The organism is Kribbella sancticallisti (assembly GCF_039530625.1).
GTDB lineage: Bacteria > Actinomycetota > Actinomycetes > Propionibacteriales > Kribbellaceae > Kribbella > Kribbella sancticallisti.
In genome coordinates, this window is the sequence record NZ_BAAAOS010000045.1 from 128,718 (window position 1) to 143,716 (window position 14,999).

At 68.5% G+C, this 14,999-nt stretch carries 14 protein-coding genes; 9 read left to right on the forward strand and 5 right to left on the reverse strand.

The genetic code is table 11. The features are described from left to right. Window positions 1-14: 14 nt before the first annotated feature. From ABD255_RS28810 to ABD255_RS28830, 5 genes are all read left to right on the forward strand, one after another. On the forward strand, window positions 15-1,673 hold the full coding sequence (locus ABD255_RS28810; protein ID WP_344219485.1) for an L-aspartate oxidase: 1,659 nt from the start codon (window positions 15-17) through the stop codon (window positions 1,671-1,673). A gap of 4 nt (window positions 1,674-1,677) precedes the next feature. Then, a complete protein-coding gene (nadC, locus tag ABD255_RS28815) occupies window positions 1,678-2,523 on the forward strand; it encodes a carboxylating nicotinate-nucleotide diphosphorylase (protein ID WP_344219487.1) in 846 nt (281 codons plus the stop codon). A 29-nt stretch (window positions 2,524-2,552) separates the two neighbouring features. After that, a complete protein-coding gene (locus tag ABD255_RS28820; protein WP_344219489.1) occupies window positions 2,553-3,317 on the forward strand; it encodes a type III pantothenate kinase in 765 nt (254 codons plus the stop codon). A 149-nt stretch (window positions 3,318-3,466) separates the two neighbouring features. After that, window positions 3,467-3,901 (forward strand): hypothetical protein, encoded by a 435-nt coding sequence (locus ABD255_RS28825; RefSeq protein WP_344219491.1) that lies wholly within the window; start codon window positions 3,467-3,469, stop codon window positions 3,899-3,901. 62 nt (window positions 3,902-3,963) lie between these two features. Next, complete coding sequence (locus ABD255_RS28830; RefSeq protein WP_344219493.1) at window positions 3,964-5,400, forward strand: multicopper oxidase family protein; 1,437 nt, start codon at window positions 3,964-3,966, stop codon at window positions 5,398-5,400. Here ABD255_RS28830 and ABD255_RS28835 read toward each other — a convergent pair whose 3' ends face one another. Together ABD255_RS28835 and ABD255_RS28840 are read right to left on the reverse strand one after the other, a co-directional pair. Further along, window positions 5,401-5,958 (reverse strand): carboxymuconolactone decarboxylase family protein, encoded by a 558-nt coding sequence (locus ABD255_RS28835; protein WP_344219495.1) that lies wholly within the window; start codon window positions 5,956-5,958, stop codon window positions 5,401-5,403. It abuts the gene before it with no gap. 43 nt (window positions 5,959-6,001) lie between these two features. After that, on the reverse strand, window positions 6,002-6,421 hold the full coding sequence (locus ABD255_RS28840) for a TIGR03668 family PPOX class F420-dependent oxidoreductase (protein WP_344219497.1): 420 nt from the start codon (window positions 6,419-6,421) through the stop codon (window positions 6,002-6,004). A 76-nt stretch (window positions 6,422-6,497) separates the two neighbouring features. Here ABD255_RS28840 and ABD255_RS28845 point away from each other — a divergent pair, with 76 nt between their 5' ends. Then, on the forward strand, window positions 6,498-7,802 hold the full coding sequence (locus ABD255_RS28845; RefSeq protein ID WP_344219499.1) for a hypothetical protein: 1,305 nt from the start codon (window positions 6,498-6,500) through the stop codon (window positions 7,800-7,802). Here the strand turns inward: ABD255_RS28845 and ABD255_RS28850 are convergent. From ABD255_RS28850 to ABD255_RS28860, 3 genes are read right to left on the reverse strand one after another with little or no spacing between them, the layout of a single operon-like run. Beyond that, window positions 7,799-8,479, reverse strand: coding sequence for a DedA family protein (locus tag ABD255_RS28850; RefSeq protein ID WP_344219501.1), 681 nt, complete (start codon window positions 8,477-8,479; stop codon window positions 7,799-7,801). The genes ABD255_RS28845 and ABD255_RS28850 overlap by 4 nt on opposite strands. A 47-nt stretch (window positions 8,480-8,526) precedes the next feature. Then, the gene (locus ABD255_RS28855; protein WP_344219503.1) at window positions 8,527-9,381 is read right to left on the reverse strand and encodes an SPFH domain-containing protein; all 855 of its coding nucleotides are present in this window, start codon (window positions 9,379-9,381) and stop codon (window positions 8,527-8,529) included. Then, on the reverse strand, window positions 9,369-9,815 hold the full coding sequence (locus ABD255_RS28860) for an NfeD family protein (RefSeq protein WP_344219505.1): 447 nt from the start codon (window positions 9,813-9,815) through the stop codon (window positions 9,369-9,371). Before ABD255_RS28860 ends, ABD255_RS28855 begins: the two co-directional genes overlap by 13 nt. A 164-nt stretch (window positions 9,816-9,979) precedes the next feature. Between ABD255_RS28860 and lysS the strand changes: the two genes are divergently transcribed. The 3 genes from lysS to ABD255_RS28875 all read left to right on the forward strand — a co-directional run bounded on the left by lysS (window position 9,980) and on the right by ABD255_RS28875 (window position 14,973). Further along, a complete protein-coding gene (gene lysS / locus ABD255_RS28865; protein ID WP_344219507.1) occupies window positions 9,980-11,497 on the forward strand; it encodes a lysine--tRNA ligase in 1,518 nt (505 codons plus the stop codon). A 273-nt stretch (window positions 11,498-11,770) separates the two neighbouring features. Further along, on the forward strand, window positions 11,771-12,100 hold the full coding sequence (locus ABD255_RS28870; protein WP_344219509.1) for a histone-like nucleoid-structuring protein Lsr2: 330 nt from the start codon (window positions 11,771-11,773) through the stop codon (window positions 12,098-12,100). A gap of 338 nt (window positions 12,101-12,438) precedes the next feature. Continuing rightward, the gene (locus ABD255_RS28875) at window positions 12,439-14,973 is read left to right on the forward strand and encodes an ATP-dependent Clp protease ATP-binding subunit (protein ID WP_344219511.1); all 2,535 of its coding nucleotides are present in this window, start codon (window positions 12,439-12,441) and stop codon (window positions 14,971-14,973) included. Window positions 14,974-14,999 lie beyond the last annotated feature (26 nt).

Here is a 14,999-nt window from a genome sequence, read left to right on the forward strand (position 1 = left end):
GATACGGTCGCCTGATGACTGCACCTGCTGTGCCGCAGCGGCTTGCCGCGCCTGAGCCGGGCTGGACCGACACGGTCGACGTGGTGGTGATCGGTTCGGGGATCGCGGGGCTGACGGCCGCCCTGAGGGCTCGGGAGCTCGGATCGGTGCTGGTGGTGACGAAGGATGTCGTCGCCTCCGGGTCGACCCAGTGGGCCCAGGGCGGGATCGCGGCGGCGCTCGGTGAGGGGGATTCTCCCGAGGACCACCTGACGGACACGCTGGTCGCGGGTGCCGGGTTGTCGGATCCGGAGGCCGTGCGGGTCCTGGTGACGGAGGGGCCGGACGCAGTACGGGATCTGATCGAGCTCGGTGCGGTGTTCGACACCGGCGCCGGCGGGGATCTGTCGCTGACCCGCGAAGGCGGCCATCTCCGCAACCGGATCGCGCACGCAGGTGGTGACGCGACCGGCGCGGAGATCGAGCGGGCCCTGGTCGCTGCCGTGAAGCGCGCGCCCGACATCCGGATCATCGAGCACGCGCTGGTGCTGGACCTGCTCACCGCCGACGACGGTTCGGTGGCCGGCGTGACGCTGCACGTGATGGGCGAGGGCCAGTTGGACGGCGTCGGGGCGATCCGCAGCCGCGCGGTGATCCTCGCCTCCGGCGGACTCGGCCAGTTGTATGCCGCGACCACGAACCCGAGTGTCTCCACCGGCGACGGGATGGCGCTGGCGTTGCGGGCTGGGGCGAAGGTGCGCGACCTGGAGTTCGTGCAGTTCCACCCGACCGTGCTGTGGCTGGGTAAGGGCGCGAAAGGCCAGCAGCCGTTGGTGTCCGAGGCCGTGCGCGGTGAGGGCGCCTTCCTCGTCGACCACGAGGGCAAGCGGTTCCTGCAGGGCCAGCACGAGCTCGCCGACCTGGCTCCGCGGGACGTGGTGGCGAAGGCGATCATGCGGCAGATGCTTGCCTCGGGCAAGGATCATGTGTTCCTGGACGCCCGCGCCTTCGGTGACGAGAAGTGGCGCGTCCGCTTCCCCACGATCCTGGCGTCCTGCCGGTCGCACGGTATCGACCCGGTGCATGAACTGATCCCCGTCGCCCCCGCCTGCCACTACTCCTCCGGTGGGGTCTGGACCGACCTGCACGGCCGGACGTCCGTGCCAGGTCTGTACGCGTGTGGCGAGGTCGCCTGCACCGGTGTGCACGGCGCGAACCGCCTCGCCTCGAACTCGCTGCTGGAGGGCCTCGTCTTCGCCCGCCGGATCGCGGCGTCGCTGGCCGAGGACCTGCCGGAGCTCCGCGAACCCGCGGTCGACCACCGAGTACCTGGGCTGGTGGATGCGGACGTAGTACCGGAGTTGCAGCGGGTGATGACGGTCGGCGCCGGCGTGATCCGGAGCGAGAGCGGACTGTTCGAGGCGGGTGACAGACTCGCCAAACTGATCGACCAGCCGGCCGCCCACCCCGGGACTCCCGACTGGGAGGCGACGAACCTGGCCACGGTCGCGTCCGCGCTGATCGCGGCCGCCACGACCCGGGAGGAGAGCCGCGGCTCGCACTGGCGAGAGGACCACCCGGATCGCGACGACGAGAACTGGTCGGGCAGTCTGGACCTCACATTGCCGGCCGAGGGCACCTCGGCCCGGCCTGCCGCGACGTTCGTGGCGCAAGCACCATCGGAGGGGAAGTAGCAGCATGGATGACACGCTCGACAGGCAGTGGGTCGAGGACCTCGTCCGGGCCACCATCGAGGAGGACCTGGCCGGCGGAGTCGACGTCACCACCACGGCCACGGTCGACGCGGACCAGGTCTCGGTCGCGGAGTTCGTGGCCCGGGCCGACGGCGTCGTGGCCGGCCTGGAGATCGCCGAACTGGTGCTCAAGCTGGTCGCGGGCAAGGACGAGGTGGAGATCGAGCACTCGGTCACCGATGGCGCCACGGTGAAGACCGGCGACGTCCTGATGACCGTGCGCGGCAAGACCCGCCAGTTGCTCACCGCCGAGCGGACCACGCTCAACCTGCTCTGCCACCTGTCCGGCGTGGCCACGCTGACCAGCCGCTGGGTCGCCGCCGTCGAGGGCACCGGCGCGGTCATCCGCGACACCCGCAAGACGATGCCGTTGCTGCGCACGCTGGAGAAGTACGCCGTCCGCTGCGGCGGCGGCAAGAACCACCGGATGGCGCTGTCGGACGCCGCGCTGATCAAGGACAACCACGTCATCGCCGCGGGTGGCGTCGCCGAGGCGTTCCGGCTGGTCCGCAAGGCCTACCCGGACGTCCCGGTCGAGGTCGAGGTGGACTCGGTCGAGGACGCCCTGATCGCGGTCGAGTCCGGGGCCGAGCTGATCCTGCTCGACAACATGGACGTGCCGCAGTTGCGCGAAGCGGTGGAGAAGGTGGCCGGCCGGGCCCGGCTCGAGGCCTCCGGTGGGCTCACGCTGGACATGGCCCGCGAGGTCGCCGAGACCGGCGTGGACTTCCTCGCCGTCGGCGCCCTGACCCACTCCGCCCCCGTCCTCGACATCGCGATGGACCTCTAAGTGGCCCGGACACACCGCGGGGAAGCCTGATGCTGCTCGCCGTCGCCGTCGAGAACACCCGGACGCTGGTCGGCTTGATCGACGACGGCACGGTCGAGCGGCACTGGTGGGTGGGCACGGACTCACGCCGTACGGCGGACGAGTGGGCGGTGCTCCTCGGCGGGCTCCTGGCCGGGGAGCCAGCCGTGTCCGGGGTCGCGCTGTGCTCGGCGGTCCCACACGTCCTGCACGAACTGCGGGACGTGGTCGCCCGGTACTACAGCGAAGTACCGAGTGTCGTCGTCGAGCCGGGCGTGAAGACGGGCCTGCCGGTGCTCGTGGACAACCCGCGCGAGGTCGGCACCGACCGGATCGCCAACGCCCTGGCCGCCGTCCACCGGTATGGCGCCCCCTGCATCATCGCCGACTTCGGTACTGCGACCACGGTGGACGTGGTGAACGCGAACGGCGCCTTCATCGGCGGCGCGATCGCCCCCGGCATCGAGACCGCCGTCGACGCCCTCGGCATCACCGCGGCCCAACTCCGCCGGGTCGAACTGGTCCGCCCGCGCGCGGTGGTCGCCAAGAACACCGTAGAAGCCCTCCAGTCCGGCGCCATCTTCGGCTTCGCCGCCCTGGTCGACGGCCTGATCACCCGAATCCTCACCGAACAGTCCCTGGACCCGGCCACCGTCACGGTCGTGGCCACCGGCGCCCTGGCCCCCTTGGTGGTCGCCGAGTCCCACCAGATCAACCACCACGAGCCCTACCTAACCCTCCAGGGCCTCCACCAAGCCTTCACCCGCAACCACTGACGGTCACGCTCAGGTCACCGATTTCCCCTCTTGTGTACTCCGGGTTACCGGATCAGGATGTGAGGAGCGACACCTGGGCGGGGAGGTCCGGGGCCACGGGGTGAGGTCGGTGGTCGCAACGCGCGGGTCGTGGTGGTCGGGGGAGGATCATGAAATCCATCTATCGCGCGCTCGCGGCGCTGATCGCTGTCGGGGTGCTGGTCCAGGTGATGGCCATCGGGCTCGGCTGGTTCACCGCCATCAAGGACGTCGACGACGGCCTGGTGATCGACAAGAACTACGAGGGCAACTTCGGTCATGAGGTGCACGGCATCGTCGGGATGATGGTGATCCCGGTCCTGGCGATCCTGCTGCTGATCGTGTCGTTCTTCGCCCGGGTGGCCGGTGGGGTGAAGTGGGCGGCGATCGTGTTCGGGGTGGTCGCGCTGCAGATCGCGCTGGCCGTCGTGTCCTTCGGGGTGCCGGCGATCGGGGCGCTGCACGGGGCGAACGCGCTGGCGCTGCTGGTGGTGGCGAGGATCGCGATGCGCCGGGCGACGCCTGCTCCGTCGGTCGTCGAGGCGGACCAGGAGGCGGCCGTTTAGATGCCGTTGGCAACTGACGGCGGCAGCTGCGGTCAGCTCGACGGCGTCGGCGGGACCTGCGGATGAACCGCCGCGGGCCGAGCCGCCGAACGCTCGTCGCGCTCGCGGCGACCCTCGTCGTGCTCGCGCCGATCGGCTGGTTCTGGCAGCAGAGCCTGGTGCCGGACGGCCTGTCGGCGATGGAGATGGGGTACGCCGACCACGGTGGCGGGCCGTCGATGCGGCCTATGCACCATCACCAGAGCCTGGCCGAGCTGAAGCCTGCCGCTGATCGGCCCGCTGACGTGTCGGTGCGGCTGGTCGCGCGCAAGGAGCGGTTCGAGATCGCCGGCCGCGGTTCGATGCGGGGCTACACGCTCAACCACACGTCACCGGGCCCGCAGATCACCGCGAAACAAGGCGAACTGATCGAGGTGACGCTGGTCAACGAATCCGTGCCCGAGGGGATGACCCTGCACTGGCACGGCGTCGACGTACCGGCTGCTGAGGATGGAGTCGCCGGGATCACGCAGGACGCCGTACTGCCTGGGCAGACGTTCGTGTACCGGTTCGTGGCGGTCGACGTGGGGACGTACTGGTACCACTCGCACCAGGTGTCACACGAGCAGGTGAAGGACGGCCTGTACGGCGTACTCGTGGTCTCACCCGGTACTACGGACGTGGTCGCCGCAGTACACACGTACGACAAGGTCCGGACCGTCAACGGCGGGTACGGCGAGCGCCGGGTGGCCGGGACCGGCACTGTCAGGCTGCGACTGATCAACACGGACAACGGGCCGATGGCGGCCTGGGTGGACGGTGCCGGGTATCGGGTGCTCGCTGTCGACGGTACCGAGGTGAACGCGCCGACACCTGTCGAGGGGAAGTCGGTACTGGTCACGGCAGGCGGCCGGATCGACTTGGAGATCACCCTGCCCGGCAAGGCCGTCCGCATCGGTCTGGGCGGTGGTCCGACCACCCTGGTGATCGGCGAGGGCGATGCCCCGGCCGGGCGGGAGCCGGCGGATCGGGTCGACCTGCTGAGCTACGGGAAACCGGCCGCGTTGCCGTTCGACCCGGCCGCCGCCGACCGGCACTTCGAGTACCGGATCGGCCGCCGGCCCGGCTTCCTCGACGGGAAACCCGGCCTGTGGTGGACGATCAACGGCCACCAGTTCCCCGACGTACCGATGTTCATGGTGGCCGAGGACGACGTGGTCACGATGACGATCAAGAACGGCTCCGGCCAGGTCCACCCGATGCATCTGCACGGCCACCACGTCCTGGTCCTCAGCCGCGACGGAGTACGAGCGACGGGCAGCCCGTGGTGGACCGACTCCCTCAACGTCGAGGACGACGAGACCTACGAGATCGCCTTCCGGGCCGACAACCCCGGTATCTGGATGGACCACTGCCACAACCTCCCGCACGCGGCCCAGGGCCTGACCACGCACCTGATGTACGAAGGCGTCACCACGCCGTTCCACCTGGACGGGCCGACGCACAACGAGCCGGAGTAGTCAGTCGATCGGGCGGCCGACGGTCAGGGCTTCGGCCAAGGAGCTCGGGAGGTTCCGGAAGGCCGCGTCCGGGGTGGTGCCGGTGGCGTCGAGGGTCTTGGAGAAGAAGGAGCGGGCCGCGGCGGCCAGGACGATGTCGAGGACATCCTCGTCGGACAGGCCCAGTGCGCGAAGGTCCTCGACATCGGAGCTGGTGACGGTGTCGGCGGCCAGGGCGACCTTACGGGCGAACGCCATCACGGCGCGGTCCACCGGGTCGGCCGGCGGCTCGACGACCAGGGCGGCGACCTCGGTGTCGGAGTAGAACTTGTCGGCCAGGACCTGGCCGTGGGCGAGGCTGCAGTAGCTGGACTTCAGCGCGGTGGCCGCTGCCAGCGTCACGAGCTCGTAGCGGCGCAGGTCCATGTTCGCCTTGATCGCCCCGTTGAGCTGCTTCCAGGCGTCGTAGACGTCCGGCCTGGCGGCGAACAGGGTGACGAAGTTGGGGATGTGCCCGGCCGGCGCCCGGTTCTGCTCGAGGAAGTCGTCAGCCGGTTCCGGCGTACTGATGAAGGCCATTTCCTGAGTGTGACCGATCCGGCCCGATCTGGCCGAGAGGCGCTCAGCTGTACGACCAGCCGGTCCAGTTCTCGATCGTGACGGTGATCACCGGTCCGCGGGGTGGATCGAGGCGGTACTGCGGGTACTTCGAAGCGAGTGACTCCACTGCTGCCTGGTTCTGCTCGTCCACCCGCGCCGTGCCGTCCGCGCGGATCCACCAGAGCTTGCGCCAGTCGGCGTCGTACCGGTCGCACAGAACCGCCACGTTCGGGTTCCAGGCGATGTTGCGCAGCCGGCGCAGATCGGTGGTCGACTTCGGCTTCTGGTCGATCGCGATCACCAGTTCGTCAGCCGTCGGTGCGACCGTCAGCGCGAAGACGACCGGGACGAGATGGGGCCGGAGATCCTCGCCGGTGCTGGCGAGGAAGGCGCGATCGGCCGCGGCCAGCCGTTCCCGGCAGACGTTCTCGCCCAGTCTCACGACTCCGACCCTACTGCTGCTCGGCCTACTATGTAGGGTCGAGCCGATCGCACGGTCAAGGGGCAGGTGAGGCGCGATGGTGAGGTGGCGGGCTGTTCTCGCGACCGCTCTCGCGGTCGTTCTCGGAGCGGCGACGCTGACCGCGTGCTCGTCCGATCCGACCCCCAGCGACGTGAAGCTCGCCTGGGCCGACGAGACCCGGCAGGCGGTCCGGGTGACCTGGAAGGACTCCGGCACCCCGAACCGGCTCACCATCGAAGGCGTGCTCAGCACCAACCCGTCGTTCGTGAAGTACGTCGGCGCGGACGATCCGGACAGCGCGGACATCCCGAGCTCGGCGTTCCCGCCGGACGGCACCTACAAGATCGCGGTCGGCGTCGGTACGTCGACGGGCGGGCTGACGAGCAGGCTGGTCCGCTCGGAGGTGTTCGACACCAACGGGCCGGTCCGGCCGAGTGCGGCGACGGCGACCCCGGTCGGCAAGGACGTGCTGATGCGCTGGACCGTGCCGGTGGTGCCGCAGGACTTCACCCCGAACGACCCGCTGGACGTGACCGGCAAGATCCAGTACTACGTGCCCGTCGTCGGCCTGCCGGGGGAGCCGCTGCGGGCGGCCGGCCCGGCGACCACCTCCAAGCGACAGGTGATCAAGAACCTCACCCCGCCGTACCTGTTCCAGCTCCGGGCCGAGAACGAGTGGACCTCGACCATCGGCGGCCAGATCTCGGCCCGGACCACCTCGACCACCGCGGCGATCCCGGGCCTGGCGCAGTTCAGCGTCCCGGTCCGGATCCGCGGCCGGACCATCCTGCAGGAGGTCGTCTGCGCGCCCGAAGGTAGTTGCGTGCAGCAACGAGCCACCTCGGCGGGGTTGCCGGTGGTGCTGCTGACCCAGGTGACTCCCGGGGCTCGCTGGACTCCCGCGGCCCGGGGTACGACGACCTCAGGCGGTCACTTCGAGGTGACCGTGGTGACCGGTGGCACCCGGCCGTACAAGGCCGTCTCCCCGCTCTACAGCAGGGTCGGCGTGCTGTCGTCGGAGTCGTCCAGCAAGCCGCAGTTGACCAAGAGCGTGGTGCGGGTCCAGTCGGCCGGCTTCGTCGGCGGCGGGATGAAGAAGCGCAACGAGAACGCCACCCTGGTCCTGCTGGTCAAGCCGGCGATGACCGCGAACGCCATGTTGCAGGTGTGGAACCGGCAGGCCAAGGCATGGTCGAACGTGAAGGCGGTCCCGATCCGCCGCGGTCAGGCCTCGATCACCTTCAAGGCGGCGCAGTTGGGCGTCTTCGTCTACCGGTTCGTGCTCCCCAGCGCGGTCCTGCTGGGCCGCCCGCTCTACCCGACGAACTCCCACAACCTGATCCTGAGCGTGCGGCCCTAAGCCTCCGCGGCCTCGGTCCGTACTACGTCGCCCGGCTGCACGCCGTCCGCCGCCTTCCGCTCGCTGCCGCGCCGGCGGAGCCGGTAGACGACGTACGCGCCGATGACCGCGGCCGCGACCGCCACGAGCGCCCAGACCGAGAGCGCGCCGAAGATCTTGTCCGCGTTGTCGCCGATGTTGTAGGCGACGATGCCGATCGTGGTCGACCAGGCGATGCCACCGGCCGCGTTGGCGACCAGGAACTGCGGGTACGGCATCCGGAGCATGCCCGCCATCGGGCCGGCGAAGATCCGCAGCAGCGCGACGAACCGGCCGAAGAAGACGGTCCACACGCCGTAGGACTGGAAGTACTTCTCCGCCTTGACGATCCGGTCCTCGGAGAAGTGGCGGAACCGCCGGCCGAGCCGTTCGAACAGGCCGCGGCCGGCCTTGCGGCCGATGAAGTACCCGATCGAGTCGCCGATGATCGCGCCCGTACCGGCCGCGGCGATCACGATGACCAGGTTCAGGTCACCCTGCGAAGCCAGCAGCGCGGCGGCGATCAACGTCGTCTCGCCCGGTAACGGAACCCCCATGCTCTCGATGCCGATGACCAGCCCGACGATCAGGTACGCCAGGACGGCCACCCCTGACCCGGTCGGAATCGCGATTGCCAGTGCCTCCAGCGGTGCCCCCATGGCCTCCATCCTGGCACCCGGGGGCAACCGTTTAACTGATCCGCGAGCTATTCCCGGGGAATCTCAGGGTTGACCCCGTTGAACGCCTTCGTCACGTTCTGTAGCGCCGCCGTGACCTCGGACGGGATCACCCAGAACGTGTTGCCGGGACCCTTGGCCAGCTCGGGCAGCATCTGCAGGTACTGGTAGGCCAGCAGTTTCGGGTCCGGGTCGTTGCGGTGGATCGCGTCGAAGACGGTGTCGATCGCCTTCGCCTGGCCCTCGGCGCGCAGGATCGCGGCCTGCCGGTCACCCTCCGCGGTCAGGATCCGGGCCTGTCGCTGACCCTCGGCGGCGAGGATCGCGGCCCGCTTCTCCCGGTCCGCGCGCATCTGCTTCTCCATCGACTCCTTGATCGACGGCGGCGGGTCGATCGCCTTCAGCTCGACCCGGTTGACCCGGATGCCCCACTTGCCCGACGCCTCGTCGAGGACCCCGCGCAACTGGGAGTTGATGTGCTCGCGCGACGTCAGCGTCTTCTCCAGATCCATGCTGCCGATCACGTTGCGCAGCGTGGTGACGGTCAACTGCTCGATCGCCTGGATGAAGTTGAAGATCTCGTACGCCGCCGCGCGCGGGTCGGTGACCTGGAAGTACAGCACCGTGTCGATGTTGACGACCAGGTTGTCCTCGGTGATCACCGAGCGCGGCTCGAACGAGACCACCTGCTCGCGCAGGTCGATCAGTGGCCGCGGCCGGTCGATGAACGGGATGACGATGTTCAGCCCCGGCTCGAGGGTGCGCAGGTAGCGGCCGAGCCGTTCCACGTTGCTCGCCCTGGCCTGCGGCACGATCCGGACGGTTCGCAGTACCAGCACGATGGCCAGTAACGCGGCGATCAGCCCCACGATCAGTTCGGCCATGGATCCTCCCGGGGGTGGACGAGGGCGGTCGCGCCCTCGATTGCGAAGACGTCGACAGTGGTCCCGGCCGGGATCATCAGGTCGGGATCGTAGGACCGCGCACTCCACTCCTCGCCGCCGATCCGGACCCGGCCGGGCTCGCGTCCGACCGGGCTGAGGACCACGGCCTCCTTGCCGATCAGCGCGGCCACACCGGTCCTGAGCTGCGGGTACGAGGTCAGGTGGCGCCGGGCCACCGGCCGTACCAGGGTGATCATCGCGGCGGCGGTGACGCCGAACGCCACCAGTTGCAGCGCGAGCCCCAGCCCGAGCGCGGCCGCCCCACCCGCGGCGAGCGCGGCGACGGCGAGCAGCAGAAGATCGAGGGTCGCCGTCATCAACTCGGCCACACCGAGCAGGCCGGCAACCATCAACCACAGATGCCAAGACTGCATACCCATCACCTACGCAGGCGGAGAGTGTCCTACTTTCGACGGTACTCCGCTCAGGCGGTTGTGTTGCTAACAGTTCAGCTTTCTTCGCTTCCCGCAGTGCCGCCGGCCGGCCACCGGTCGAGCGCGATTCGGTCGGAGAGGTGGTGAGTCACTAGCCTTTGGGCATGACTGAGCCACGTGAGAACCCGGTAAGCCCCGATGGGCAGGACGACCTGCCCGAGCAGATCCGGGTGCGCCGGGAGAAGCGTGACCGGCTGCTCGCCGAGGGTGTGCAGCCGTATCCGATCTCGGTGCCCCGCACTCACCTGCTGACGGACCTGCGCGCGAAGTACGACGGGCAGGAGCTCGAGCCGGACACCAAGACCGGTGAGCAGGTCGCGGTGGCCGGGCGGGTGATCTTCCTGCGCAACACCGGCAAGCTCTGCTTCGTCCGGCTGCGTGAGGGGGACGGGACCGAGCTGCAGGTGATGCTTTCGCTGGCCGACGTCGGCGAGCAGGAGTTGGCCCGGTTCAAGGCGCTGGTCGACATCGGCGACCTGCTGTCGGTGCGGGGCGAGGTGGTGACGAGCCGCCGCGGCGAGCTGTCGGTGCAGGCGACCTCCTGGCAGATGGCGGCCAAGACGCTCCGGCCGCTGCCGAACGAGCACAAGCCGCTGAACGAGGAGGCCAGGGTCCGGCTGCGCTACGTCGACCTGATCGTCCGCCCGGAGGCCCGGGAGATGGTCCGGACCAAGGCGGCGGTGCTGAAGTCGCTGCGCGCGACCTTCGACGGGCACGACTTCATCGAGGTCGAGACGCCGGTGCTGCAACTGACCAACGGTGGCGCCGCGGCCAAGCCGTTCCGGACCCACCTGAACGCGTTCGACCAGGACATGTTGCTGCGGATCGCGCTGGAGCTCGACCTGAAGCGCGCGATGATCGGCGGCGTGGACCGGGTCTACGAGATCGGCCGGACCTTCCGCAACGAGGGACTGGACTCGACCCATGCCGCGGAATTCTCGATGATCGAGGCCTATCAGGCCTACGGTGATTACGATTCCATGGCCGAGTTGATCGAGGAACTGATCCGGAACGCGGCCCGTGCGGTCGGTCGTACGGTGATCACCGCGCGCGACGGATCGCAGATCGATCTGGAGCAGCCGTGGCGGCACGCGACGCTTTTCGAGTTGGTCTCCGAAGCGGTCGGTGAGCCGGTCGACGCGAGCACCGAGGCGGCCGCGCTGGTCAAGATCGCCGAGCGTCACTCCGTCGAGCTGCAGCCGGGCTGGAATGCCGGTGAGATCGCCCTGGAGATCTACGAGAAGCTGGTCGAGCACACGCTGATCCAGCCGACCTATGTGCGCGACTATCCCGAGTCGGTCCGGCCGCTGTCGAAGCCGCACCGCGAAATTCCGGGCCTGGTCGAGGCCTGGGACCTGATCATCAACGGGGTCGAACTGGGAGTCGCCTACTCGGAGCTGAACGACCCGGTGATCCAGCGTGAACGCCTGGTGGCACAGTCGTTGCTGGCCGCCGCGGGCGATCCCGAGGCGATGGACCTGGACGAGGATTTCCTCCGCGCGATGGAGTTCGGGATGCCGCCGGCCGGTGGCATGGGGATGGGCCTGGACCGGCTGGTGATGCTGTTCACCGGGGTCGGTATCCGGGAGACGATTCTGTTCCCGCTGCTGCGTCCGGAGTGAGCAGTAAATCGGGCCCGGGGACCGTTGCATAGCACAACCAACGGTCAAATCCATTCCCGGGTCCGATAACTTCGCGATCGAGTCGCGGAACCGGATGAATACCCATCGTCACGATCGATGCGCTGCGTCGATCGGCCGGAGTGTTAAGTCACATCTTTACGATGGAAACCGTCACGTTGAATGACACGATGCCGGTTTGTGCTGTACAAATCAGTAACAAGAATTCGGCAGGGGGATTGTGCCCGGTGGCGGGCGCAGAAAGGACTGTCATCGATGGCGCAAAGGGTTCAGGTGGTTCTCGAGGACGATCTCGACGGCGGTAAGGCCGACGAGACCGTGACTTTCGGGCTGGACGGTTCGACGTATGAGATCGACTTGTCCAAGAAGAACGCCGCCAAGCTGCGTGACGCCCTGGCTGCGTACGTCGGCGCGGGGCGCCGGGTCGCCGGACGCCGCGGTGGCGCCGGCCGGGCGCGAGGACGGGGCCGGTCGGCGACCGACTCCGCGGACATCCGCGCGTGGGCCAAGGACAACGGCTACGAGGTCAGCGAGCGGGGTCGTATCTCCGCCGAGGTGCGGGCGGCGTACAACGACGCCAAGTAATTCCCCGGACATCGGTCCCGGTGCCACCCCCGGTGGTGCCGGGACCGTCCGCATTCCGGCCGTTTCACACTGTGGACAGCACTCGGGAGACCGGAACCGGGCGACTGGCTGACTCGGCAGGGAAAGCGGCGAATTCGCTGGTGGCGAACACCTGGCGCGTCGGGAACACCGGGCCGGCCGGCGGGGTTGTTCCCTTGTGATCCCCAGTTGGCGGTCGTACCGGAGGCCGTCGCTTGTTCGCTGAGAGCGAGGCCGTCGGTGCCGGGGACTAAGCTGCATGTACGGGGGTCGGCCTACACGGCATGGCCGACTCCTCTGAGGCAAGGAGCGCTTTGGCGATGTTTGAACGATTTACGGACCGCGCCCGTCGGGTAGTCGTCCTGGCTCAGGAAGAGGCCAGGATGCTCAGCCACAACTACATCGGGACCGAGCACATCCTGCTCGGCCTGATCCACGAGGGTGAGGGTGTCGCCGCCAAGGCTCTCGAGAGCCTGGGTATCTCGCTGGAGGCCGTCCGTTCCCAGGTCGAGGAGATCATCGGCCAGGGACAGCAGGCTCCTAGTGGGCACATCCCGTTCACCCCACGCGCCAAGAAGGTACTGGAGCTCTCCCTGCGTGAGGCCCTGCAACTGGGTCACAACTACATCGGCACCGAGCACATCCTGCTCGGCCTCATCCGCGAGGGTGAGGGCGTCGCAGCGCAGGTCCTGGTCAAGCTCGGCGCGGACCTGAACAAGGTCCGGCAGCAGGTCATCCAGCTGCTGAGCGGATACCAGGGCAAGGAGACGGCGACAGCCGGAGCAGGGGCCACCGAAGGTGCTCCCAGCAGCTCCCTGGTGCTCGACCAGTTCGGCCGGAACCTCACCCAGGCCGCGCGCGAATCCAAGCTCGACCCGGTGATCGGGCGCGAGAAGGAGATCGAGCGGGTCATGCAGGTGCTGTCCCGGCGGACCAAGAACAACCCGGTCCTGATCGGGGAACCGGGCGTCGGCAAGACCGCGATCGTCGAGGGCCTGGCCCAGGCGATCGTGCGTGGCGACGTGCCCGAGACCCTGAAGGACAAGCAGATCTACACGCTCGACCTCGGCGCGCTGGTGGCCGGGTCGCGCTACCGCGGTGACTTCGAGGAGCGCCTGAAGAAGGTGCTCAAGGAGATCCGCACCCGCGGCGACATCGTGCTGTTCATCGACGAGATCCACACCCTGGTCGGTGCGGGTGCCGCCGAGGGCGCGATCGACGCGGCGAGCATCCTGAAGCCGATGCTGGCCCGCGGTGAGCTGCAGACCATCGGTGCGACCACCCTCGACGAGTACCGCAAGTACGTCGAGAAGGACGCCGCGCTGGAGCGCCGGTTCCAGCCGATCCAGGTGGCCGAGCCCTCGATCGCGCACACGATCGAGATCCTCAAGGGCCTGCGGGACCGCTACGAGGCGCACCACCGGGTCACCATCACCGACCCGGCCCTGGTCGCCTCGGCGCAGATGGCCGACCGGTACATCTCGGACCGCTTCCTGCCGGACAAGGCGATCGACCTGATCGACGAGGCCGGTTCCCGGTTGCGGATCCGCCGGATGACCGCTCCGCCGGACCTGCGCGAGTTCGACGAGAAGATCGCGAACGTGCGCCGGGAGAAGGAGTCGGCGATCGACGCCCAGGACTTCGAGCGGGCGGCGAGTCTTCGCGACGACGAGAAGAAGCTGATCAACGCGAAGGCCGAGCGGGAGAAGCAGTGGAAGGCCGGCGACATGGACGTCGTCGCCGAGGTCGACGAGGAGCTGATCGCCGAGGTGCTCAGCACCGCGACCGGCATTCCCGTCTTCCAGCTGACCGAGGAGGAGTCCTCCCGGCTGCTCAAGATGGAGGAGGAGCTGGCCAAGCGCTACGTCGGCCAGATCGACGCCGTCAAGGCGCTGTCCCGGTCGATCCGGCGCACCCGTGCGGGTCTGAAGGACCCGCGCCGGCCGAGCGGCTCGTTCATCTTCGCCGGTCCGTCCGGTGTCGGTAAGACCGAGCTGTCCAAGGCGCTGACCGAGTTCCTGTTCGGCGACGAGAAGTCGCTGATCAGCCTCGACATGTCGGAGTACTCCGAGAAGCACACGGCCTCGCGGCTGTTCGGCTCGCCTCCCGGGTACGTCGGCTACGAAGAGGGCGGCCAGCTGACCGAGAAGGTCCGCCGCAAGCCGTTCAGCGTGGTGCTGTTCGACGAGGTGGAGAAGGCCCACCCGGACATCTTCAACTCGCTGCTGCAGATCCTGGACGAGGGTCGTCTGACCGACGCCCAGGGCCGCGTGGTCGACTTCAAGAACACCATCATCATCATGACCACGAACCTGGGTACTCGCGACATCTCCAAGGGCAGCCTCGGCTTCTCGCAGACCAGCGACACCGCCGGCTCGTACGAGAAGATGAAGGCGAAGGTGACGGAGGAGCTCAAGCAGCACTTCCGCCCCGAGTTCCTGAACCGCGTCGACGAGATCGTGGTCTTCCACCAGCACGGCAAGGACGAGATCGTCAAGATCGTCGACCTGATGGTCGCGCAGGTGGAGGAGCGGCTGAAGGACAAGGACATGGGCATCGAGCTCACCCCGGCGGCGAAGGCACTGGTCGCCGAGCGTGGCTTCGACCCGGTCCTGGGTGCTCGCCCGCTGCGTCGCGCGCTGCAGCGTGACGTGGAGGACGTGCTCGCCGAGAAGATCCTGTTCGGTGAGCTGCGGTCCGGCCAGATCGTGCTCGTGGACGTCGCCCCCGAGGGGACTGTCAGCGAGGACGGCGTGACGGAGTACTTCACCTTCACCGGCACGCAGAAGGCGGCCAGCCCCGACCTGGAGCTGACCGAGATCGCCGGCGGTTCGTCCGGCCTTCAGGACACCTGAGCGAGTAGCAAGTAGAAGGGCTCCGC

Bases quoted from the DNA above. Each gene is read 5' to 3' on its own strand.
- nadC (WP_344219487.1), top strand. From the start codon at position 1,678: ATGGATGACACGCTCGACAGGCAGTGGGTCGAGGACCTCGTCCGGGCC.
- ABD255_RS28875 (WP_344219511.1), top strand. From the start codon at position 12,439: ATGTTTGAACGATTTACGGACCGCGCCCGTCGGGTAGTCGTCCTGGCT.
- ABD255_RS28860 (WP_344219505.1), bottom strand. From the start codon at position 9,815: ATGCAGTCTTGGCATCTGTGGTTGATGGTTGCCGGCCTGCTCGGTGTG.
- ABD255_RS28820 (WP_344219489.1), top strand. From the start codon at position 2,553: ATGCTGCTCGCCGTCGCCGTCGAGAACACCCGGACGCTGGTCGGCTTG.
- ABD255_RS28835 (WP_344219495.1), bottom strand. From the start codon at position 5,958: ATGGCCTTCATCAGTACGCCGGAACCGGCTGACGACTTCCTCGAGCAG.
- ABD255_RS28810 (WP_344219485.1), top strand. From the start codon at position 15: ATGACTGCACCTGCTGTGCCGCAGCGGCTTGCCGCGCCTGAGCCGGGC.
- ABD255_RS28845 (WP_344219499.1), top strand. From the start codon at position 6,498: ATGGTGAGGTGGCGGGCTGTTCTCGCGACCGCTCTCGCGGTCGTTCTC.
- ABD255_RS28870 (WP_344219509.1), top strand. From the start codon at position 11,771: ATGGCGCAAAGGGTTCAGGTGGTTCTCGAGGACGATCTCGACGGCGGT.
- ABD255_RS28850 (WP_344219501.1), bottom strand. From the start codon at position 8,479: ATGGGGGCACCGCTGGAGGCACTGGCAATCGCGATTCCGACCGGGTCA.
- ABD255_RS28830 (WP_344219493.1), top strand. From the start codon at position 3,964: ATGAACCGCCGCGGGCCGAGCCGCCGAACGCTCGTCGCGCTCGCGGCG.
- lysS (WP_344219507.1), top strand. From the start codon at position 9,980: ATGACTGAGCCACGTGAGAACCCGGTAAGCCCCGATGGGCAGGACGAC.
- ABD255_RS28825 (WP_344219491.1), top strand. From the start codon at position 3,467: ATGAAATCCATCTATCGCGCGCTCGCGGCGCTGATCGCTGTCGGGGTG.
- ABD255_RS28855 (WP_344219503.1), bottom strand. From the start codon at position 9,381: ATGGCCGAACTGATCGTGGGGCTGATCGCCGCGTTACTGGCCATCGTG.